The following is a 21,954-nucleotide window of genomic DNA, read 5'->3' on the forward strand; positions in this document are numbered from 1 at the left end:
GGGATCGAGTCTAGTTGCGCGCGGCGGGGGTGCGGCGAACTGCTCGCCAGGTGAGCGCGACCAGGACCACGACGACGAGCAGCAGCGCGCTGAGCGCGAGACCCGCATAGCCGACGAGGGCGAGCACGGGCCCGGCGAGCGCGCCGCCGACGGCCCCGGTCGCGCTCATCAGCAGGTCGGAGCGGCCCTGGACGATCGTGCGCCGCTCGGCCGGGGCGGACTCGGAGATGAGCGCCGAGGCCGACACGGTGGCGGCGCTCCAGCCGAGGCCGAGCAGCACGAGCCCCACCACGACGGCCGCCTGCGACTCGGCGCCGAGCGCGGTCGTCAGCAGGCTCGCCAGCAGCATTGCCTGGCCGATCGCGATCGTGCGTCCTCGCCCGAGCCGATCGGAGAGGATGCCGAACAGCGGCGCGAGGGCGAACATCCCCGCGACGTGCAGGCTGATCGTCACGCCGACGACGACGAGCGTGGCGCCGTGCGCGACCAGATGCACGGGGGTCATCGACATGACCGCCACCATCGTCGCGTGGCTGAGCGCCAGCGCGATGAGCCCGGTGCGCACCCCGTTCGCATCGGCGACGCTCTCGATCACGGCCGAGACCGGCCGCTCGAGGCGCAGTCGCTCCGCCATCTTGAGCGGGTCCGGTCGCAGCGCGACGAGGTACAGGATGCCCGCGATCGTCTGCGCCGCCAGGGTGAACAGGAACGGGCCCGACAGCTCGGGCAGGCCCACCGCGATGCCGACCGCGTCGGCGGGCGCGATCAGATTCGGACCCGCGATCGCCCCGACGGTGGTCGCCCAGACGACAAGCGCCAGGTCGCGACCCCGATGCCGGGGCTCCGACAGGTCGGTCGCCGCGAAGCGCGACTGCAGGTTCACGGCGGTGCCGACGCCGATGAGCGCCAGCGCCACGAGCAGCAGCGGAAGCGAGACGAGCACCGCGGCGAGAATGCCGACCACGGCGCCGAGCGCCGCGGTGATCGCGCCCGTCGCGAGCGCCGGTGCGCGGCCGGCCCGGCGCGCGAGTCGGGCCAGCGGGACCGAGGCGAGCGCGGCGCCGACGGTGGTCATCGTGGCCGCCATGCCCGACCAGGCGGGCGACCCGCTCACCTGGGTGACGAGCAGGGCCCCGGCCGACAGCGTCGAGCCCATTCCGATCCCGGCGAGCACCTGCCCCGCGATGAGCACCGCCCGCGTACGGCTCTGCGCGCGCCGGACCTGCTCGTCGCTCAGCAGCGGCGAGCCGCCGGCCGGAACGGTCATGCGCCGGGCGTGGCGTCGCGCGCTTCGGCGGGGTTCGTCAGGCGCCCGATGCCCTCGATCTCGATGTCGACGGTCTGCCCGGCGACGAATCCGCCGAGGCCCGACGGCGTGCCGGTCATGATGATGTCTCCCGGCAGCAGCGTCCAGACATCCGAGATGTAGGCGATGAGCTTCGGGATGGAGTGCAGCAGCTCGGAGGTGTTGCCGTGCCGGCGGGCCTCACCGTCGACCCAGCTGTGGATCTCGAGATTCGACGGGTCGAGCTCGGTCTCAATCCACGGGCCGATCGGGGCGAAGGTGTCGTAGCCCTTGGCGCGCGCCCACTGCCCGTCGGCGAACATCTGGTCGCGTGCCGACACGTCGTTGCCGACCGTGTAGCCGAAGACGTAGTCGGCCCAGTCCTCCTCGCGCACCTGCTTGGCGATGCGTCCGATGACGACGACCAGTTCGCTCTCGTGCGTGATGCGCCCCTCGACCGGCGGGATCTTGATCGCGTCGCCCGGGCCGATCACGGCGGTGTTCGGCTTGAGGAAGATCAGGGGGTTCTCGGGCGCGTCGATGTTCGCCATGTCGCCGCGGTGCGCGGCGTAGTTGAGGCCGACGCAGACGACCTTCGAGCGCGGGATGACGGGGGCCAGCAGGCGAGCGTCGGCGAGCGCGACGCGCTCCCCGGTCGGCTGGAACCCCGCGAACATCGGGTCTCCTGCGAGCACCACGATCTCTTCGTCGTCGACGATGCCGTACCGGGGGTCCTCCCCCGCTGAGCTGAAGCGTGCGACCTTCATCCCGGGCCTACTCGGACGCCTCGGCGTCGAGTCGCATCATCCAGCCATGACGGTCCTCGGCGCGGCCGTACTGGATGTCGGTGAGCGCCCGGCGCAGCGCCAGGGCGACACCATCCTCCGGCGTCGGCATGTCGATGGTGAAGTCGGCGGCCTTCAGCGTGCCGATCGGGGTGAGCACCGCGGCGGTGCCGCAGGCGAACGCCTCCACGATCTCCCCCGAGGCGGCGCCCTCGCGCCACTCGTCGATCGAGACCTGGCGACGCTCGACCGTGTGGCCGGCATCCTCGGCGAGCTGCAGGATCGAGTCCCGGGTGATGCCCTCGAGAATCGACTCGCTCTGCGGCGTGACGAGCGTGCCGTCGCGGTAGACGAGCACGACGTTCATGCCGCCGAGCTCTTCGAGGTACTGCTCCTCCGCGGAGTCGAGGAACAGCACCTGCTGGCAGCCCTGGTCGTACGCCTCCTGCTGCGCGATCAGCGACGAGGCGTAGTTGCCGCCCGTCTTCGCGGCACCCGTGCCGCCCTTGCCCGCGCGGGCGTAGGTGGTCGACAGCCAGATCGACACCGGCGCGACGCCGCCCTGGAAGTAGGCCCCTGCGGGGCTCGCGATCAGGTAGTAGTTGACCTTCTTGGCCGGACGCACGCCGAGGAAGGCCTCCTTGGCGAACATGAACGGCCGCAGGTACAGGCTCGTCTCCGGGGCCGAGGGCACCCACGCGCCGTCGAGCGCGATGAGCTGGCGCAGGGAATCGAGGAAGTACTCCGTCGGCAGTTCCGGCAGCGCCATGCGACGCGCGGAGCGCTCGCAGCCGCTCGGCGTTCTTCTCGGGGCGGAACGACCAGATCGAGCCGTCCGCGTGCCGGTACGCCTTCAGACCCTCGAAGATCTCCTGCGCGTAGTGCAGCACGGCCGCCGCGGGGTCGAGCTGGATGGGGCCGTAGGCCTGGACCCGCGGCCGGTGCCAGCCGCCGCGCTCGGACCAGCAGATGTCGACCATGTGGTCGGTGAACTTCTGCCCGAATCCGGGGTTGGCGAGGATCGCCTCACGCTCGTCGGCGGGGAGGGCGGCGGGGTTCGGGGTCACCTGGAATGCGAGGTCCTGGTTCGCCATCGGGAGAAGTTGCATATCGCTGGCCGATCTGTCGGAGTGGAACTAGTCTGCGCCGGAGAGGGGACGACCGCTAGGGAGCGGCCACCGCCGCGGCGATGGCGGCGCCGATCTCGTCGGTGCGGCGGGGCGCGGTGCCTCGCGCGGCGACGTCCGCGGCGACCGCTGCCTCGACCCGCCGCGCCGCCTCCTCGAGTCCGAGGTGGTCGAGCAGCAGGGCCGTCGACAGGATGGCCGCCGTGGGATCGGCCTTCTGCTGTCCCGCGATGTCGGGAGCCGACCCGTGCACGGGCTCGAACATCGAGGGGAAGGTGCCGTCGGGGTTGATGTTTCCCGAGGCTGCCAGTCCGATGCCGCCGCTGATGGCGCCGGCCAGGTCGGTGAGGATGTCGCCGAAGAGATTGTCGGTGACGATGACGTCGAATCTAGCAGGATCGGTCACCAGGAAGATGGTCGCCGCATCCACGTGCAGGTAGTCCCAGGCCACGTCGGGGTGATTGGCCGCGTGGCGCTCGACGGTGCGCGCCCAGAGCGAGCCCGAGAAGGTCAGCACGTTCGTCTTGTGCACGAGGGTGAGCTTCTTGCGGCGCTTCTCGGCCTGGGCGAAGGCGAAGCGCACCACCCGGTCGATGCCGTACGCGGTGTTGATGCTCACCTCGTTGGCGATCTCCGCATCCGTGCCGACGCGAATCGCGCCGCCGTTGCCGACGTAGGGCCCCTCGGTGCCCTCGCGCACGACGACGAAGTCGACCTCGCCGGGGTTCGCGAGCGGGCTGACGACGCCCGGCAGCAGCTTCGAGGGACGCAGGTTGACGTAGTGGTCGAAGGCGAAGCGCAGCTTGAGCAGCAGCCCGCGCTCGATGATGCCGCCCGCGAGCCGCGGATCGCGCGGGTCGCCGCCGACGGCTCCCAGCAGGATCGCCTCGTGCGTGGCGAGCGCCTCCATGTCCTCGGCTTCGAGGATGCGGCCCGTCTCCAGGTAGTGCGCGGCGCTGAACGGGTAGGGCGTGGTCGCGACCGTCACCTCGTCGCCGACGGCGGCGGTCAGAACACGCACCGCCTCGGTCATGACCTCGGGGCCGATGCCATCGCCAGCGATCACGGCCAGGTCCAGGGTGCGGGTCACTCAAGCTCCAAAGTTCAGGGACGTCCAGGTTGTTCCCGGATTACTCCCAGAAAAGGCGACGTCGCCCAGCATTCCGGGGGTTTCCAGCCCTCCCAGCCTAGCCGCGTCGCCGGGCCGCTGCGGGCGCGCTTGCCCTCCGTCGAGAACCCGCCGCTAGCGTCGAGACGGTGCCGGGCCTCACAAGGCTGCCCGCATTTCTGAGGAAAGGGGAATCACCTTGAGTATCGGATTCGGAATCTTTCTGTTCGTCGTGGGAGCCATCCTGGCTTTCGCGCTCAACGTCGGCCTCGACTGGATCGACCTGACGCTCGTCGGCTATCTGCTGATGGGAGCCGGAGCGGTCACCACGATCATCGGCATCGTGCTGTTCTCGCGGCGTCGCACGACCGTCGTCCACGACGAGACGCCGCACCGCGACGAGGTCGACCGCTAGGGCCGACCCCGCCGCGACCAAGCCTCAGCGCGTGCGGTGCCGCGTCGAGCGGCGCATCGCGAGCACTGCGAGCGCGACGGCGCCCGCGAGCACCGCCCCGGCGCCGAGCACGGCCGCCGCGATCAGCGAGTCGGACGTGCCCGTGGCCGCCAGCTCGGCCGGTGCCGCCTCGCCGTCCTCCAGCGGAAGCGTCGGAAGCTCGACCTCGGGCGTCGACGCGGTGATCGAGAACAGCAGCCCGTAGGTGCCGCCCAGTCCGCCGCTGTCGTTGCGGAGAATGCCCGAACCGCCAGCACCGCCGTCGCCATACCAGTCGGCCTTCAGCGTGTTCCAGTAGGTCGTCGCCGGGTCGACGTCGGTGCCGACGGCGGGGGCGGTCGTGGCCAGCGCCACGTTCAGCGAGTTGTGCGGGCCCCCGACGCCGAGCGGCGCGGCCCCGTAGCTCTGGGTGTTGTAGGCGACCGAGACGACGACCCGATCCGGCAGCGTCACCGCGAGGCTCGAGAAGTCGAACGGAACCTCGAACGCGAAGCCGTTGGAGCAGTTCCCGGTCGCCTCGTGGTACCAGCGGCCGTCGCTGCAGTTGACGGCATCCGCGGACGGACGGAACGGCACGTCGACGTCCTGCGTCACCGTCGCGAGCAGCGCGCCGGGGAGCGGGTCCGCGCCCTCGGCGTAGATGTTCACCGTGACCGGGTGGCTGAAGCTCGAACCCGGCGTCGTCTCGCAGGTCGTGCCGCTCCCCGTCTCGCACGCCCAGTTGACCATCACGATCGTGACCGCCTCGAGGTCGCGGTCGGTGCCGGACAGCTCCACGAGGTCGCCGAACTCCGCGGTCTGCGTCGCCTGATAGCCCAGGCTGACGTAGGACGGCGCGAGCGTGTCCGGGATCGCGTCGTAGGCGTCGCTCGTCGCCGCGTGAGCGGCGATCGGCGAGGCCAGCAGCGCCATCGCGCCGGCGGCGAGCGAGACGGCGGCGAGCCGGCGTCTCGGGGTCAGTGAACGGGAAGACGGCTCAGCAAGGAGCATGGGTGTTCCTCCGGGGGAAGGCGAGCATGGGGGCCGCGAGCCGCCGGGATTTCGGGTGCAGGCATGCTCGCGTCAGCTCACGCTAACGCAACAGAGGAATCGTCACAATCGACAGATCTGTTCACCCCGACGAGGCGGAGACTGCCGGTTGATCAGGGGAAACTAGTCGGAGACGACGTCGATCTCGCGCAGCAGGGTGGCGTTGATCGCCTCGCGCACCGACTCGAGCAGCCCCTCGGGCGCCGGCGAGTCGATCGTCAGCACGCTGAGCGCCTCGCCGCCCGCGTGGTGACGTGCGATCTGCATGCCGGCGATGTTGATGCCCGCGTCGCCGAACTGCTGGCCGTACACCGCGACGATGCCGGGCCGGTCGGTGTAGAGCATCACGACGAAGTGCTCGGCGAGCGGCACCTCGACGTCGTAGCCGTTGATCTCGACGATCTTCTCGATCTGCTTCGTGCCGGTCAGCGTTCCGCTCACCGAGAGCTGCGTTCCGTCGCTCGTGGCGCCGCGGATCGTGAGCACGTTGCGGTACTCCTCGCTCACCGGATCCGTGATGAGGCGCACCGCGATGCCGCGCTGCTCCGCGAGCAGCGGCGCGTTCACGTAGCTGACGTGCTCGGTCACCGCGTTCGTGAAGACGCCCTTGAGCGCCGCGAGCTTGAGCACGCCGACCTCGAGGTCGGCGATCTCACCGCGCACCTCGACGTCGATCGAGGCGAGCGGGTCGTCGGCGAGACCGGCGAAGACCTGGCCGAGCTTCTCCATGAGCGGGATGCCCGGGCGCACCTGCGGGTCGATGACGCCGCCGGCGACGTTGACCGCATCCGGAACGAGCTCGCCGCTGAGGGCGAGGCGCACGCTCTTGGCGACCGACACGCCCGCCTTCTCCTGCGCCTCCGCCGTGGAGGCGCCGAGGTGCGGGGTGACAACGATGTTCGGAGCGCTGGTGAGCAGGTCGTCGGTGGGCGGCTCGCTCGTGAAGACGTCGATGCCGGCGCCGGCGATCTCCCCGTCGCGGAGAGCCTGGGCGAGCGCCGCCTCGTCGATGAGGCCACCGCGCGCGACGTTCACGACGTACGCGGTCGGCTTCATCGCCTTGAGCTGCGCCTCGCCGATCATGCCGGTGGTCTCGGGGGTCTTCGGCATGTGGATCGTGACGAAGTCGGCCGTCGAGATGAGCTCGTCGAGCTCCACAAGGCGCACGCCCAGCTGCTGGGCGCGAGCGGCCGTGACGTAGGGGTCGTAGGCGACGATCTCGACGCCGAAAGCCTGGAGGCGCGCCGCGATGAGCGCGCCGATGCGGCCGAGGCCGATGATGCCGACCGTCTTCTCGTACAGCTCGGTGCCGGTGTACTTGGAGCGCTTCCACTCCCCCGCCGCGAGACTCGCGTGCGCGGCCGGGATGTGGCGCGCCAGACTCAGGATGTGCCCGACCGTGAGCTCGGCGGCGCTGATGATGTTCGACGTCGGCGCGTTGACGACCATGACGCCGGCCTCGGTCGCGGCCTTGATGTCGACGTTGTCGAGTCCGACGCCGGCGCGGGCGACGACCTTCAGCTGACGCGCCGCGGCGATCGCCTCGGCGTCGACCTGCGTCGCCGAGCGGATCAGGATCGCGTGCGCCTCGGCGAGCGCCGAGAGCAGCGCCGGACGGTCGGTGCCGTCAACGGAGCGGATCTCGAAGTCGGGGCCGAGAGCCTCGACGGTTGCGGGTGAAAGTTCTTCGGCGATCAGGACGATCGGCTTGGCCACGTGGTCGTTCCTCGGGGTTCGGCGGCCAGAGGGCCGCAAGAGTGCGCCTCGGCGGTGGCGGGCGCGGCGGTACCGAGTTTAGTGGACGCGGGCCGCCCGCGACGACGGTGCGCACACCGACCGCGCTCCGACCTCGCTCCGAAACCGCAGCGGAGGCGCGGTGCCGGGCTCGCTCAGCCGATCGCGGGCTGGATCGCGCTGGCGAACGACACCGCGCTGAGCGCGAGCGCGTGGGTCGCGGCGAGCGCCACGGCGAGGATCAGCGCGCGATCGAACACGGTGACGCACCGGCGCCCCGCGAGCAGCGCGAGCCCGAAGAACAGCGGCGGAATCACCACCCCGGCGATGAGGAGGGGCCACGGGGTGGCCGCGCCGATCCCGAGCAGCTCGTAGTAGGCGGGCAGCACCAGCAGGTTCGAGATCGCCGTGAACTCGGCGAGACCGAACAGCAGCGCGAAGACGAGCACCACGGCGATCATGCGGAGGCCTCCGCGATCACGACGAAGACGAGTGGCCACGGCACCAGAATCGCCGTGCCGAGCGCCCACCAGCCGACGCGCTCGAGCGTCGATCGCGTGCGGGTGAGGGTGAACACGGCGCCGAACCACAGCATGCCCGCGACCAGCGCCATGAACTCGCCGAACTGCCAGGTGACGTCGACGAACAGCTCCGTCGATCCGGAGGAGGTGGACTGCACCGACAGCACCCAGCCGAGCACGATCGCGAGGTAGAGCGCCGCGAAGACGGCGGTGGCGGCGGTGCGCGCGGGGCTGCTCGGCGTGGGCGCGGCTGCCTCGGCATCCGGCTCGTCGCCCGTCTCCGCGTCCATCGGATCCGCCGCGACGGCGTCGCTCGCGGGGTCGGTCGCCGTCGTGCCGGAGCGGCGCGGTGCGACTCCCCCGCGGTCCTCGTCGCCGGCCCAGCTCAGGGCCTCGTCGTCCGGATCGTCGGGTCCCTCGGCGGGGGCGGAATCGCGCGTGCTCACCGTCCCATTGTCACGGTCCGGCGTTACATATCCGACACACACGTGATGTTGACTGTATGAACATGGACCTGATCGAGGTGCGCGCCCTGCGCGCCGCCCGCACGCGCGACGACCTGCGCGTGAACGAGCACGTCCGCCCGCTCGCGGGCGGCACGTGGCTGTACTCCGAACCGCAGCCCGGCCTCGAGGAGCTCGTCGACCTGATGACCCTCGGCTGGACGCCCGTCGACGCCGAGGAGGCGGGCGGGCTCCGCATCGCCGCGACGTGCACGATCGCGCAGCTGCTCGCGCATCCCGCCGACCCCGCCTGGGGCCCCGGCGTCGCGCCGCTGTTTCGCCGGGCCGCCGAGTCGCTCGTCGCCTCGTGGAAGATCTGGAATGCCGCCACCGTCGGCGGCAACGTCTGCATGGCCCTGCCCGCGGGCGCCATGACCAGCCTGACCTCCGCGCTCGACGGCGAGGCGCTCATCTGGCAGGCCGACGGCGGCGAGCGCCGCCTCCCGATCACCGAATTCGTGACCGGCGTGCGCACGACCGCGCTCAGCCCGGGCGAGGTGCTGCGCCGCATCGACCTGCCCGCGCACGCGCTGCGTGCCCGCGTCGGATTCCGGCGCTCCGCCCTCGCCCCGCTCGGACGCTCCGGCGCGATCGTGATCGCCCGGCGGGATGCCGCCGGCAGCTTCGTCGCCACCGTCACCGCCGCCACCACGCGCCCGCACCGCGTCTGGTTCGCCGCGCCCCCGACCGCCGACGAGCTGCGCGAGGCGATCGAGGCGAGCGTCGCCGCGGGCGACGGCTGGTACGACGACGCGCACGGCGCCCCCGACTGGCGCCGCGCACGCACCCTGGCGATGGCGGAAGAGCTGCGCCTCGAACTGACAGCGGAGGAGGCGCGGTGAGCATCCGAGTCGTGGTCGACGGCGAGCAGCGCGAGCTGGAGCCGCGCCCCGGGCAGGTGCTGCGCACCCTGCTGCGCGAGGCCGACGTGTTCAGCGTCAAGAAGGGCTGCGATGCGGGCGACTGCGGGGCGTGCAGCGTGCTCGTCGACGGCACCCCGATGCACTCCTGCATCACCCCGGCCCACCGCGCCGACGGCACCACCGTCACCACCGCGGCCGGGCTCGGAACGCCCGAGCATCCGCACCCCGTGCAGGAGGCCTTCGTGGCCGCGGGCGGCTTCCAGTGCGGATTCTGCACCGCCGGATTCGTGGTCACCGCCTCCGCCCTCACCGACGAGCAGCGCGCCGACCTTCCGAACGCGCTCAAGGGCAACCTGTGCCGCTGCACCGGCTACCGCGCGATCGAGGATGCCGTCTGCGGCACGGCCAACACCGAGACCGTGACGAGCGGCGCCGCCGCCGGGCGATCCGTCGCCCCGCCCGCCGCGCGCCGCGTCGTCAGCGGTCGCGAGGCGTACACGCTCGACGCCGCCATCGGCGTGACCGCCGACCCGGCCGACGCCGCCACCACGACGACCGGACTGCTGCACCTCGCGGTGCTGGGCTCGCCGCACGCGCACGCACGCATCCTGTCGATCGACGCCCGCCGCGCGCTCGCGCTCGACGGCGTGCACGCCGTGCTCACCCACGAGGACTCGCCGCAGACGCTGTTCTCCACCGGCCGCCACGAGGCGCGCACCGACGATCCCGACGACACGCTCGTGCTCGACACCGTGGTGCGGCACTACGGGCAGCGCGTCGCCGCGGTCGTCGCCGACACGGTCGGCGTCGCCACGCGCGCGCTCGACCTCATCGATGTCGAGTACGAGCTCCTGCCCGCCGTCTTCGACCCCGAGGACGCGCGCTCCCCCGGCGCCCCGCTGCTGCACGCCGAGAAGCCCGCGTCGTCGCGCATCGCCGACGCCGCCCGCAACACCGTCGCCGAGGTGCACGGCGAGCGCGGCGACGTCACGGCGGCCCTCGCCGAGGCCGACGTCACCGTCTCGGATCGGTTCTTCACCTCGCGGGTGGCGCACGCCGCCCTCGAGACCCACGCCACCCGCGGCTGGCTGGACCGCACCGGCACGCTCGTGCTGCGCACCTCCACCCAGGTGCCGTACCTGATCCGCGACGAAGTCGCCCGCATCTTCGACCTCGAGCGCGAGAAGGTGCGCGTCTTCGCCACCCGCGTCGGCGGCGGCTTCGGCGGCAAGCAGGAGCTGCTGACCGAAGACCTGGTGACGCTCGCCGTGCTCAAGACCGGGCGCGCGGTGCAGTACGAGTTCACGCGCACCGACGAGTTCCGCATCGCGCCGGGGCGGCATCCGATGCGGGTCGGCGTCACCCTCGGCGCCCGCCGCGACGGCACCCTCACCGCACTCGCCATCGACCAGATCATGGACACCGGCGCCTACGGCAACCACGGCGTCGGCGTCATGTACCACTCCGTCCACGAGTCGGTCGCGACCTACCGCTGCGACAACGTGCGGGTGGATGCGCAGTCCGTCTACACGAACAACCCGCCCTCGGGCGCGTTCCGCGGCTACGGCCTCGGCCAGGTGATCTTCGCGATCGAATCGGCGATGGATGAGCTCGCCCGCGAGCTCGGCATCTCCCCGTTCGAGCTGCGCCGACGCAACGGCGTGCGACCCGGTGATCCGATCCGCACCATCGAGGAGGACTCCGGCGACATCGCCTACGACGGCGCCGACGGACTTCGCCAGTGCCTCGACCTCGTCGAGGCGGCGCTCGATCAGGACGGACCCGAACTCGGCCAGCTGGGCCGCGGCATGCGCTCGCTCGACGCGGGCCGCGACTGGCGGATCGGCGACGGCGTCGCCCTCGCCATGATCGCCACGATCCCGCCGCGCGGGCACTTCGCCGAGGCGACCGTGCGGGCTCTCGACGGGGAGCAGCCGGACGGCGCGCTCTACGAGGTCCAGGTCGGCACCGCCGAGTTCGGCAACGGCACCACCACGGTGCACGCGCAGCTCGCCGCCACGGCGCTCGGGACGACGCCGGAGCGGGTGCGCATCCGCCAGTCCGACACCGCAGTGGCCGGGGCGCGGCACGACACCGGGGCCTACGGCTCCACCGGCGTCGTCGTCGCCGGCAAGGCGGTCTTCGCTGCCGCGACGGCGCTCGCCGCGCAGCTCGCCAAGGGCGGGGAGCGGGTCGCCACCGCCACGCACGACGGAACGCCGCGCACCGTCGCGTTCAACGTGCACGGGGTGCGCGTCGCCGTCGATCCCGGCAGCGGTGAGGTGCGCATCCTGCGCTCCATCCAGGCCGCGGATGCCGGCACGGTACTGAACCCGGAGCAGCTGCGCGGCCAGATCGAGGGCGGTGCGGCGCAGGCCTACGGCTCGGCGCTCTACGAGGAGGTCATGCTGGAGGAAGGACGGATCACCACCGACGTGTTCCGGAACTACCACATCCCCCAGTTCGCCGACCTGCCGCGCACCGAGGTGCTCTTCGCCGAGACGCACTCGGACCTCGGCCCGCTCGGTGCCAAGTCGATGTCGGAGGCGCCGTACAACCCGGTCGCCCCGGCCGTCGCCAACGCGATCCGGGATGCGCTGGGCGTGCGCCCGGTCGAGATCCCGATGTCACGCGACCGCGTCTGGCGCCTCGCCGCGGGTCGCGCGTAGGGCCCGCGCGCTCGCGCTGCGCGTAGGGCCCGCGCCTAGGGCCCGCGCCGCGCGCACCTGGCACGCGCATGCACGCCGCGCAGAGCGCGGGCCGCGCGCGCACCCCACACCCCCGCGAGCGGTGCCAAACGTGCGATCCCGCGCGCCCACACCCCGCTTTTCGCACCGCTCGCGCCCATGACGCCGTGCACCAGCGGGCGGCGTGCGTACACTCGCACCCCGCGCGGGGCAGCCGCGCCGGGCGCCGCGCGCGAGCGCGCTGCGCGCACGCGAGAGCCCCCAGCAACCCCTGACACCCCGCGAGCGGTGCGAAACATGCGATCCCACGCCCCCACACCGCGCTTTTGGCACCGCTCGCGCCCATGACGCCGTGCACCAGCGGGCGGCGTGCGCACACTCGCACTCCGCGCGGGGCAGCCGCGCCGGGCGCCGCGCGCGGGTGCGCCGAGCGCACCCGCGGCCCCCAGCAAACCCTGGCACCCCGCGAGCGGTGCCAAACGTGCGATCCCGCGGGCCCACACCCCACTTTTGGCAACGCTCGCCGGGGGTGGGGGTGAGGGTTGGCGCGGGAAAGCGGGGCGCGGGTCAGCGCGGGGCACGGCGCGGGGAGGGGCGCGGGTCAGTGTGCGGCGCGGGTCAGCGCGGGGCGCGGGTCAGCGGGCGGGACGGGCGGGGCGCGCGTGGATGGCGCCGTCGAGGTCGGCGAGCGGGCGGGCGCTTGCGGCGGCGCGCTCTTGCAGCACCTCGGCGAGGATCGAGACCGCTGTCTCCTCGGGGGTGGATGCCCCCAGGTCGAGCCCGATCGGCGAGTGCAGTCGAGCGAGCTCCTCGCTGCCGGCTCCGAGCTCCGCGAGTCGCGCGCGGCGACGCGCATCCGTGCGCCGCGAGCCCATCGCGCCGACGTAGCGCGCGGGCGAGCGCAGGGCGAGCAGCAGGGCCTCGGCGTCGAAGCGGTCGTCGTGGCTCAGCAGGCAGATAACGCTGCGCTCATCGAGTTCGGTGTCGCGCACGAACTCGGTCGGCCACTGCACGACGAGCTCGGCGCCCGGGAAGCGCTCCGGGGTCATGAACACGGCGCGCGGGTCGCACACGGTCACGGCGTAGCCGAGCGGCTGCGCCGCCGCCGCCAGGGCGACCGAGAACTCCATCGCGCCGACGATGATCAGACGCGCGGGCGGCACCTTCTCGTCGACGAAGAGGCTGTCGCACTCATCGATGGCGAACCCCGCCTCGGTCAGTCGGATGCGGGACGACCCGCCCGCGGACGCGCGTTCGAGGGCGGCGAGCGCCGCATCCGCCGGACGCAGCAGCGCCAGGTGCAGGGTGAGCGCGCCGCCGCAGCTGAGACCGGCCTCGAGCGCCAGTTCCCCCGCCGCGCCGTCATCGGGGACGCCGAACTCGATCACGCGTGTCACGCCGTCGTCGAGGACGCGGTCGGCGACGTCGAGCACGGCGCCTTCGACGCATCCGCCGGCGATCGAGCCGATGACCCGCTCGCCGTCCCACGCCATCGAGGTGCCGAGGGTGCGCGGGGCGGACCCGTCGACGCCGATCACGGTCGCCACGACGAGCTCGCGACCGGCGTGCAGCCGGGCGAGGAGGCGATCCGCGAGCTCAAGCACGACATCAGCGTGACACATTCGGATGTCAGGATCGTTTCGTGATTCTGAGCAACGCGACCGCGATCCTGCACGACGCCGCCACCGAGTCGAGCGGCGAGCTCGTTCTGGACGGCGCGGTCGTCGCCGAACCGGGAGCCGAGCCCACTGGCGAGTCGCTCGACGTCTCCGGATGCGTCGTCACGCCCGGCCTGGTCAACGCGCACCACCACCTGATGCAGTCCGCTTTCCGCACGCTGCCGGGCACGCGCGGGGTTCCGATGGCCGAGTGGCTGCCGACCATGGCCGCGGCATATTCCCGTGTCGGCATCAGCCCTGAGCTGATGCGCGCCGCGGCCTCGGTCGGGGTCGCCGAGGGGCTGCTGTTCGGGGTGACGACGGTCGCCGATCACCACCTGAGCTGGCCCACCGGGCTGCCCGCCGAGGCCTCGGTCGAGCTCGCTCGCGCGACCGCGGAGGCGGCGCGCGAACTGGGCGGACGCCTCGCCTTCGTACGCGGCGCCGCGCGCGACGACCCGAACGAGGCGGCGGCGAGCGCGGAGGCGATCGTGCAGGCGCTGCTGCCCGGGGCATCCGGCGGTGTGTCGGAAGACGGCATGCTGCAACTCGCGGTCGGACCGGCGGGGGTGCACAGCGATCCGCGCGAGAGCTTCGCGCTGCTCGGTGAGGTCGCCGCACGCCACGGCCTCCGGCGCCGCACCCAGTCGAACGAGCAGGTCGACGTGGCGATCGCGCTCGAGAAGTACGGCAAGCGTCCGCTGGACCTGCTCGAGGAGTGGGGCTGGCTCGGCCCCGACGTCACGCTCGCGCACCTGTGCGATGTGACCGATGACGAGATCGCGCGACTCGCCGCGGCGGGCGTCACCGCCACGCATGCCCCCGGCTGCGACGTGCCGATGGGCTGGGGCATCGCCCCCGTCGCCGCACTGCGGGCCGCGGGCATCACCGTCGGCTTGGGCACCAGCGGCGGCGGCTCGAACGACGCGGGGCACCTGCTCGCCGACGCGCGCCTGGCGATGCAGGTCTCGGGGCTGGTCGGCGACCAGCTTCCCGCCCGCGAGGTGATCGGGATGGCGACCGCCGGATCCGCCACCGGCCTCGGGCGCGACGAGCTCGGGCACCTTCGCCCGGGCGCCGCCGCGGATCTCTGCGTGTGGGATGTCTCGGGCGTCGCGGATGCCGGGGTCGCCGATCCGGTCGCCGGCCTGCTGTGGGCGAACCCCGGCCGTCGGCCGCGCCACGTGATCGTCGCCGGACGCGTCGTGGTGCGCGACTACGAGCTGGTCACCGGTGACGCGGCGGCCCTCGCCGCGTCCGTGCGCGAGTTCGTCGCCTGAGCCGTCCCGCTGCCGATCTCGCACACCGCCCGGCGCCGTATCCGCCCCCACACTGTGTCGTTTCTCCGGAGATTCCACGCGCCCGCCCCGGAAGCACGCGGCCTCGACGTGAGCGCACGGCACTATCTCCGGAGAAACGACGCACTGAGCCGCGCTGAGCGGCCGCAAGGTGCCAGCGCGCGGCGCTGAGCGGCGGCGGGCGCCGAGAACGGGGCCTAGAGCTCGAGCACGAGCTTCGGGCAGGCCGCCCGCGAGACGCAGACGTACATCACGTCGCCCCGCTCGCGCTCCTGCGGGGTGAGGATCGAGTCGCGGTGGTCGACCTCGCCCTCGATGACCGGCGTCTCGCAGGTTCCGCACGTGCCCTCGGTGCACGAGGAGAGCACGAAGGCCCCGTTCTCCTCCGCGACCTCCAGGATGCTGCGCCCCGGCGGCACCTCGACGGTCACCCCGGTGAGGGCCAGTTCGACCTCGAAGGCGCCGTCCCACACGGGAGCGGCGGCCTCGACGGCCTCGAAGTGCTCCAGGTGCAGTTCGAGTCCGGCTGCCTCGGCGGCGGCCGAGACGGCGTCGAGGTACTCCCCCGGCCCGCAGGCGTAGACGACGGTGCCGGCCGACGCCGAGCCGAGGACGGCCGCGAGATCGACACGCGTTCCCTCGCCCGAGACGTGCGCGACGAGCCGCTCGCCATGCAGCCCCTCGAGCTCGTCGAGCAGCGCCATCCGCTCGCGGGCGCGACCCGAGTAGTGCACCTGGTAGTCGAGCCCCGCCGCCGCCGCGGCCGCCGCCATCGGCGCGATCGGGGTGACGCCGATGCCGGCCGCGAAGAACAGCACCGGAGCGTCCGCGGTCGGTGCGAAGAAGAAGTGGTTGCGCGGCCCGGCGAGGCGCAGCGCGGCGCCCTCCTCGACAGAGGAGCAGATCCACTCGGACCCGCCCCGACTGACCTCCTCCCGCAGCACCGCGATGCGCCAGTTCGCCGCGGTCGGGTCGCCGCACAGCGAGTACTGCCGCACGAGCCCCGAGGGCATCAGCACGTCGATGTGGGCACCCGGCTCCCACGCCGGAAGCGGAGCGCCGTCGAGGGACGCCAGCTCGAGCATCGTGACCGTGTCGGTCGCGGCGATTCGGGAAACAACGGTGACCTCGGCGTCGGCGGCGCGGGGGCGTGACATGGGTGCCTCTCAGGGGTGTGCGGTGGTGCGATCGTGCGGCGACTCAGAGCGTCGCGGGGTGCTCTTTCACGATGAACAGGCGGTAGCCGCCGTCGGCGAGCGATCGCCAGCGGTGCGGCGTTCCGCCGACGTAGTACAGGGAGTCTCCCGCGCTGAGCTGGAAGACGCCGCGATCGCCCAGGTCGATCTCGATGCGCCCCTCGACGACGTGCAGGAACTCGTCTTCGGCGTGCTCGAAGGCATCCCCGAAGTCGGGGTTGGAGCCGGTGACCATCATCGGGTGGAAGCGTGCGGAGTCGCCGGCGACGAGCATCCGAGCCTCGCCTTCGGCGTAGTGCCCGCGCGTGCCGCCGACAGAGCGCACGAGCGACACGGGGGCGTCCGCGTCGCCGTCGGCGCCACCCGCCCCGGCGAGGAGCTCGACCTGACTGGAGCCGAGCGCGCGGGCGATCTTCTCGAGCGAGGAGATGCTCGGGCGGGCGCGGCCGCGCTCGAGCTGCGAGAGGAACGGATGCGAGAGCGCCGCCTTGTCGGCGAGCTGGACGAGCGTCATGCCGCGCGCGTGGCGCAATTGGCGGATGCGCGCCCCGATTCGCTCGGCCTGAACGTCCGGCCCGGACACCGACGCGGTCTCGATCGGCGACATGGTCCCTCCTCTCTGCTCCAGCAAGGGGTACCACAGCCGACAACGCCGCGACGAACCGGGACCGCCTGAGTTAATACGGCGAAACTGCCGTGTTACGCAACGGAAACGCACCGTCCCTAACTTGAAGCATGTTGAAACTATCAACATTCACCCGCTCGTCACCGGCGCCGCAGCGGCCTCCGCTTTCCCCCCGAGGAGACCCACCCGTGACCCTGTTGCCTGCCTCGATCGCGCTGCTGCGACACGCGCGCCTTGCGGACGGCCAACGGGTCGACGTCGTGATCGAGGGCGACACGGTCGCCGACATCCTCCCCGCGGGCACCGCCGCTCTTCCGGCCGATGCCTCCACCGTCTTGGACCTCGACGGCTACCTCCTCGTCACGGCCGCGGCCGAGCCGCACGCCCACCTCGACAAGACGCGCTCGTGGGATGCGATCCGTCCGCCGATGGGCGACCTGGAGCTGGCCATCGAATCCTGGCGCGCCTACGCGGCCACCATGACGGTCGAGGATGTGGCCGAGCGCGCCCGCGCCCAGGCGCTCGCGATGCTCGCCAAGGGCACGACCGCGATCCGCACCCACGTCGACATCCTGCTCGGCGACGAGCCGCTGCGCGGAGTGCACGCGCTGCTGCAGGTGCGCGACGAGCTCGCCGACCTGATCGACATCGAGATCGTCGCTCTGCCGGGACCCGACATCGACAGCGCGGCCGTCGAAGCCGCACTGGATGCGGGAGTCGACGTCGTCGGCGGTGCCCCGCACCTGGCGCCCGAGCCGCTGGATGACCTGCGCCGCCTGCTGGAGATCGCCGAGCGCCGCGGCCTGCCGGTCGACCTGCACACCGACGAGAGCCTCGACGGCGCCGTCACGTTGGGCGAGTACGCCCGCATCGTGGCGACCTGGACGCAGAACACCTCCGCCGGTCACTGCGTGCGCCTCGGCACGCTGCCGGCCGCCGAGCGCGACGGGCTGGTCAGCGCGGTCGTCGCGGCCGGCATCGGCGTCATCGCCAACCCGATCACGAACCTCTACCTGCAGGGCTGGGGCGACGACGTCGCCACCCCGCGCGGCCTCACCGCCGTGCGCGCCCTGGTGGACGCGAAGGCCCGCTTCGCCGCCGGCGCCGACAACGTGCGCGACCCCTTCAACCCGCTCGGCCGCTCCGACCCGTTCGAGACGGCGATGCTGCTCGTGACCGCCGGTCACCTCACCGTCGACGAAGCCTGGACGGCGGTGAGCGACGGCGCCCGCGAGGTGCTCGCGCTGCCGACCGCGGGCGTCACCGTCGGCGCCGCCGCCGAACTGCTGGCCGTGCGCGGCGCGAGCCTGCCCGAGGTCGTCGCCGAGGCCTCCGCCGAGCGCCTCGTGATCCACCGCGGCCGACTCGTCGCGCGCACCACGGTCTCCTCCGACGTTGCCGTCCCCACTGCCCACCTCACCCCGACGGGAGCGCGATAGCCATGGCGCAGACAGAAGTCAGTCCGACAACAACACCGAGCGCGACGGGCGAGCCGCTGCTCGACTTCGAGAACGTCGAGATGACGTTCCCGAACGGCACGGTCGCCCTGCACTCGGTCGACCTGAAGGTTCGCCGTGGCGAGTTCGTCACGGTCGTCGGCCCCTCGGGCTGCGGCAAGAGCACGCTGCTGCGCATCGCCTCGGGGCTGGAGAGCGCGAGTGACGGAACCGCGTCGCTGGCGACCGACCGCATCGGCTACGTCTTCCAGGACGCGACGCTGCTGCCGTGGCGCAACGTCATGGCGAACGTGGAGCTGCTCGCCGAGCTGCAGTGGGACACGATGGCGGTTCGGCGCAAGAAGGCGCAGGAGGCGATCGACCTGGTCGGCCTGAGCGGCTTCGAGAAGCACCTGCCGAAGCAGCTCTCCGGTGGCATGCGGATGCGCACCTCGCTCGCCCGCTCGCTCACCCTCGACCCGGAGCTGTTCCTCTTCGATGAGCCGTTCGGCGCGCTCGACGAGATCACCCGCGAGCGCCTCAACGACGAGCTCATCAAGCTCTTCGCCGAGAAGCAGTTCGGCGGCCTGTTCATCACCCACTCGGTCTCCGAGGCCGTGTACCTCTCGACCCGCGTCATCGTCATGTCGGGCCGCCCCGGCACGATCGTCGACGAGTTCGAGGTCCCCTTCGACATGCCGCGCGACCCGGAGATCCGGTTCACGGGCGAATTCGCCGAACTCGTCGGCAAGGTCTCTCACGCACTCCGAGGAGCACACTCATGAGCGCCGAATCCACCGCGGTCGCCCCGCGCATCACCTCCGGCCGCGGCGCCGGCCCCGCCAAGATCGGCATCTGGGGTCCGCCCGTCCTGGTCTTCGCCGGGGTGCTGGGCCTCTGGTACGCCATCTCGGCCTCGCTCGGCCAGCGCAGCTTCATCCTGCCGCCGCCGCATCAGGTGCTCGGCGTCTTCCTCCGCGACTCGACCCGCGAAGAGATCTTCGCCGGGCTCGGGGTCACGCTGCAGACGACGCTTTTCGGTCTTCTCCTCGCCGCCGTGATCGGCATCGTGTGGGCGATCGCGATGAGCCAGGCGAAGTGGATCGAGCGCTCGACCTACCCGTACGCGGTGGTGTTGCAGAGCATCCCGATTCTCGCCATCACGCCGCTGATCGCCTTCTGGGTCGAGGACGGCTTCTACGCCCGCAGCGTGGTCTGCCTGCTGATCGCGCTGTTCCCGATGGTGTCGAACACCTACTTCGGCCTGCAGTCGGTCGACCGCAGCCACCGTGAGCTGTTCCAGCTGCAGAAGGCGACGCGCTGGGTCGTGCTGACCAAGCTGCAGCTGCCCGCCGCCTCCCCCGCGATCTTCGCCGGTCTGCGGATCTCGGCCGGGCTCTCGGTCGTCGGCGCGGTCGTCGGCGACTTCTTCTTCCAGCAGGGCGTCATCGGCATCGGCGCCCTGATCCGTCGATACCAGGCACGACTGCAGACCGATGAGCTCTTCGCCTCGGTGCTGCTCGCGTCGCTGCTCGGCGTCGTCGTCTTCCTAGTCTTCGGTCTGATCGCGCGGCTCGCGGTCGGCCGATGGTACGACTTCGGCTGATCCCGAAGTCTCTGCACCACCCCGCACCATCCACTGCACCACACCACATCTCGAAGGAGTACCCATGCGAATCACCCGCACCCGCGGTGTCGTTGTCGCCGGAGTCGCCATCTCGTCGCTTGCCCTTGCCGGCTGCGCGACCGAGGCGACCCCCGCGGAGGAGACGACCGAACTCACCATCGGCTCGATCGACCTCGCTGCGGCCAACTGCCCCGCCGACATCAAGATCGCGACCGACTGGTTCCCCGAGGCCGAGCACGGACACCTGTACGAGCTCGTCGGTGAGAACCCGACCTTCGAGGCGGCCAGCGAGTACTCGGTCACCGGCCCGCTGATGGCCAGTGGCGAGTACACCGGCGTCGACATCACGATCGTCTCCGGCGGATCGGCGCGTCCCGACTTCCTCCAGCCCGACGGCATGCTGTACGCCGAGGATGACATCTTCGCCGGCTACGTCGGCTCGGATGAGGCCGTCGTCCACTCGGGCACCTACCCGACGGTCGGCGTCTTCGCGCCGCTCGAGAAGGACCCGCAGATGATCATGTGGGACCCGGAGACCCTCCCGGACGTCGAGACGATCGCTGACCTCGGCGAGGCGGACGTGCCCGTGCGCGTCTTCCCCGGCGGCTACTACATCGACTACTTCGTGTCGACCGGCGTCTTCTCGGCTGAGCAGATCGACTCCACCTACGACGGCGCACCGGACGTGTTCGTCGGCGCTGGCGGAACGATCGCGCAGCAGGGCTTCGCCTCGGCCGAGCCGTACATCTACGAGAACGAGATCGCTGCCTGGGGCAAGCCGATCGCGTTCGAGCTGATCAACGACGCGGGCTACCCGAAGTACCCGGCCGTCGTCTCGGTGAAGCCGGAGACGATCACCGAGTACGCCGACTGCCTCACCGCCCTCGTGCCGGTGCTGCAGCAGGCCGCGCTCGACTACTACGCCGACCCGGTTGAGACCAACGCGCTCATCATCGAAGCGGTGGAGGCCTACAACACCTTCTGGATCTACAGCGCGGACGTCGCCGAGTACTCGGTCGCCGCTCAGCTCGACCTCGGTCTTGCGGGCAACGGCCACGACGACATCATCGGCAACATCGACCCCGAGCGTCTGCAGTCGCTCATCGACATCGCCACCGAGATGTACGGCGCTGACGAGGAGAAGGGCATCGTCACCGACCTGACGGCGGATGTCATGTTCGACGACTCGTTCATCGACCCGTCGATCGGCTTCTGAGCTCCACCGAACAAGAAACACAGCACAACGCCATGAACGCTCCCTCGGTGACGACCACTCCCCGACTCTCGGGATCCCGAGTCGTCGTCACCGGGGGAGCCCGTGGCATCGGCGGTGCCATCGCGGCCCGCCTCGCGGTCGAGGGTGCAGACGTCTGCATCCTCGACCGGCTGGTGCCGGAGGGCACCGCGCACGCCGCCGCGATCGGCGGGCGCTTCATCGAGGTCGACCTCCTCAAGCCCGACGACATCACGCGGGCGATGGATGAGGCCCTCACCTCGCTCGGCGGCGTCGACGTGCTCGTCAACAGCGCCGGCATCTTCAAGCTGATTCCGCTCCTCGACATCACCGTCGAGGACTGGAACACCATGTTCTCGATCAACACGCGTGCGATGCTCACGACGATGCAGTCGGCCGCGCGCAGCATGATCAACGCCGGCACCGGCGGATCGATCATCAACCTCGCCAGCATGGCCGCCAAGAAGGGCGGCGCCATGGAGGGCCACTACGCCGCGTCGAAGGCCGCGGTCGTCGCGCTCACGCGCGCCGCCGCCCTCGAATGGGGCGAGCACGGCATCCGCGCGAACTCGATCTGCCCCGGCTACATCCTCACCGAAATGGGCGCCGCCACGCGCACCGACGAGCAGATCGCCGAATGGACGAGCTACTCGCCGCTCGGCCGGCTCGGCGTGCCCGACGACGTTGCGAGCCTCGCGCTCTTCCTCGCCTCCTCCGAGGCCTCCTACCTCACCGGCCAAGCCCTGAACGTCACGGGCGGCATGGTGATGCACTAGCACCACCG

19 protein-coding genes and 1 pseudogene are annotated in these 21,954 nt (G+C 71.6%); 9 read left to right on the forward strand and 11 right to left on the reverse strand.

The genetic code is table 11. The annotated features are described in order from the left end of the window. Positions 1-10: 10 nt before the first annotated feature. From AC0L6Y_RS08655 to AC0L6Y_RS08670, 4 genes and pseudogenes are all read right to left on the reverse strand, one after another. Positions 11-1,267, reverse strand: coding sequence for an MFS transporter (locus AC0L6Y_RS08655; protein ID WP_473550959.1), 1,257 nt, complete (start codon positions 1,265-1,267; stop codon positions 11-13). Next, positions 1,264-2,052: a fumarylacetoacetate hydrolase family protein gene (locus AC0L6Y_RS08660; RefSeq protein ID WP_473550963.1), complete on the reverse strand. Its 789-nt coding sequence runs from the start codon at positions 2,050-2,052 to the stop codon at positions 1,264-1,266. Before AC0L6Y_RS08660 ends, AC0L6Y_RS08655 begins: the two co-directional genes overlap by 4 nt. A 7-nt stretch (positions 2,053-2,059) precedes the next feature. Then, positions 2,060-3,164: pseudogene (locus tag AC0L6Y_RS08665) on the reverse strand (branched-chain amino acid aminotransferase). Between the two features lie 70 nt (positions 3,165-3,234). Then, positions 3,235-4,287, reverse strand: coding sequence for a 3-isopropylmalate dehydrogenase (locus AC0L6Y_RS08670; protein WP_473550966.1), 1,053 nt, complete (start codon positions 4,285-4,287; stop codon positions 3,235-3,237). 217 nt (positions 4,288-4,504) lie between these two features. On the opposite strand from AC0L6Y_RS08670, the gene AC0L6Y_RS08675 reads away from it, so the two are divergent. After that, the gene (locus AC0L6Y_RS08675; protein WP_473550969.1) at positions 4,505-4,720 is read left to right on the forward strand and encodes a DUF6458 family protein; all 216 of its coding nucleotides are present in this window, start codon (positions 4,505-4,507) and stop codon (positions 4,718-4,720) included. Between the two features lie 24 nt (positions 4,721-4,744). Here AC0L6Y_RS08675 and AC0L6Y_RS08680 read toward each other — a convergent pair whose 3' ends face one another. From AC0L6Y_RS08680 to AC0L6Y_RS08695, 4 genes are all read right to left on the reverse strand, one after another. Continuing rightward, complete coding sequence (locus tag AC0L6Y_RS08680; protein ID WP_473550971.1) at positions 4,745-5,749, reverse strand: hypothetical protein; 1,005 nt, start codon at positions 5,747-5,749, stop codon at positions 4,745-4,747. Positions 5,750-5,911: 162 nt separating this feature from the next. Further along, positions 5,912-7,504 carry a phosphoglycerate dehydrogenase gene (serA, locus tag AC0L6Y_RS08685; RefSeq protein ID WP_473550974.1) on the reverse strand — a complete coding sequence of 531 codons (1,593 nt, stop codon included), beginning with the start codon at positions 7,502-7,504 and terminating at the stop codon, positions 5,912-5,914. 173 nt (positions 7,505-7,677) lie between these two features. Beyond that, positions 7,678-7,983: a hypothetical protein gene (locus AC0L6Y_RS08690; protein ID WP_473550976.1), complete on the reverse strand. Its 306-nt coding sequence runs from the start codon at positions 7,981-7,983 to the stop codon at positions 7,678-7,680. After that, positions 7,980-8,489 (reverse strand): hypothetical protein, encoded by a 510-nt coding sequence (locus AC0L6Y_RS08695; protein WP_473550980.1) that lies wholly within the window; start codon positions 8,487-8,489, stop codon positions 7,980-7,982. The genes AC0L6Y_RS08690 and AC0L6Y_RS08695 overlap by 4 nt, the downstream gene beginning before the upstream one ends. 62 nt (positions 8,490-8,551) lie before the next feature. Between AC0L6Y_RS08695 and AC0L6Y_RS08700 the strand changes: the two genes are divergently transcribed. Next, the gene (locus tag AC0L6Y_RS08700; protein WP_473550983.1) at positions 8,552-9,388 is read left to right on the forward strand and encodes an FAD binding domain-containing protein; all 837 of its coding nucleotides are present in this window, start codon (positions 8,552-8,554) and stop codon (positions 9,386-9,388) included. A 2-nt stretch (positions 9,389-9,390) separates the two neighbouring features. Then, a complete protein-coding gene (locus tag AC0L6Y_RS08705; RefSeq protein ID WP_473558394.1) occupies positions 9,391-12,078 on the forward strand; it encodes a molybdopterin-dependent oxidoreductase in 2,688 nt (895 codons plus the stop codon). 653 nt (positions 12,079-12,731) lie between these two features. Here the strand turns inward: AC0L6Y_RS08705 and AC0L6Y_RS08710 are convergent. Further along, on the reverse strand, positions 12,732-13,700 hold the full coding sequence (locus tag AC0L6Y_RS08710; RefSeq protein WP_473550985.1) for an XdhC family protein: 969 nt from the start codon (positions 13,698-13,700) through the stop codon (positions 12,732-12,734). Positions 13,701-13,738: 38 nt separating this feature from the next. Between AC0L6Y_RS08710 and AC0L6Y_RS08715 the strand changes: the two genes are divergently transcribed. Further along, positions 13,739-15,034, forward strand: coding sequence for an amidohydrolase family protein (locus tag AC0L6Y_RS08715; RefSeq protein ID WP_473550987.1), 1,296 nt, complete (start codon positions 13,739-13,741; stop codon positions 15,032-15,034). 215 nt (positions 15,035-15,249) lie between these two features. Here the strand turns inward: AC0L6Y_RS08715 and AC0L6Y_RS08720 are convergent, their stop codons facing one another. Together AC0L6Y_RS08720 and AC0L6Y_RS08725 are read right to left on the reverse strand one after the other, a co-directional pair. Beyond that, positions 15,250-16,209 (reverse strand): PDR/VanB family oxidoreductase, encoded by a 960-nt coding sequence (locus AC0L6Y_RS08720; protein WP_473550990.1) that lies wholly within the window; start codon positions 16,207-16,209, stop codon positions 15,250-15,252. 43 nt (positions 16,210-16,252) lie between these two features. Beyond that, the gene (locus AC0L6Y_RS08725) at positions 16,253-16,855 is read right to left on the reverse strand and encodes a helix-turn-helix domain-containing protein (protein ID WP_473550992.1); all 603 of its coding nucleotides are present in this window, start codon (positions 16,853-16,855) and stop codon (positions 16,253-16,255) included. Positions 16,856-17,061: 206 nt separating this feature from the next. On the opposite strand from AC0L6Y_RS08725, the gene AC0L6Y_RS08730 reads away from it, so the two are divergent. The 5 genes from AC0L6Y_RS08730 to AC0L6Y_RS08750 all read left to right on the forward strand — a co-directional run bounded on the left by AC0L6Y_RS08730 (position 17,062) and on the right by AC0L6Y_RS08750 (position 21,946). Continuing rightward, entirely contained in the window at positions 17,062-18,312 is a 1,251-nt protein-coding gene (locus tag AC0L6Y_RS08730; RefSeq protein ID WP_473550995.1) for an amidohydrolase family protein, read from the forward strand. A gap of 2 nt (positions 18,313-18,314) precedes the next feature. Further along, positions 18,315-19,094, forward strand: coding sequence for an ABC transporter ATP-binding protein (locus AC0L6Y_RS08735; protein WP_473550999.1), 780 nt, complete (start codon positions 18,315-18,317; stop codon positions 19,092-19,094). Continuing rightward, on the forward strand, positions 19,091-19,915 hold the full coding sequence (locus AC0L6Y_RS08740; protein ID WP_473551002.1) for an ABC transporter permease: 825 nt from the start codon (positions 19,091-19,093) through the stop codon (positions 19,913-19,915). The genes AC0L6Y_RS08735 and AC0L6Y_RS08740 overlap by 4 nt, the downstream gene beginning before the upstream one ends. Before the next feature lie 64 nt (positions 19,916-19,979). Beyond that, the gene (locus AC0L6Y_RS08745; protein ID WP_473551005.1) at positions 19,980-21,152 is read left to right on the forward strand and encodes a substrate-binding domain-containing protein; all 1,173 of its coding nucleotides are present in this window, start codon (positions 19,980-19,982) and stop codon (positions 21,150-21,152) included. Positions 21,153-21,199: 47 nt separating this feature from the next. Beyond that, positions 21,200-21,946 carry an SDR family NAD(P)-dependent oxidoreductase gene (locus AC0L6Y_RS08750; protein WP_473551008.1) on the forward strand — a complete coding sequence of 249 codons (747 nt, stop codon included), beginning with the start codon at positions 21,200-21,202 and terminating at the stop codon, positions 21,944-21,946. Positions 21,947-21,954 lie beyond the last annotated feature (8 nt).

This window comes from Pseudolysinimonas sp. 10J20-29, from assembly GCF_055809595.1.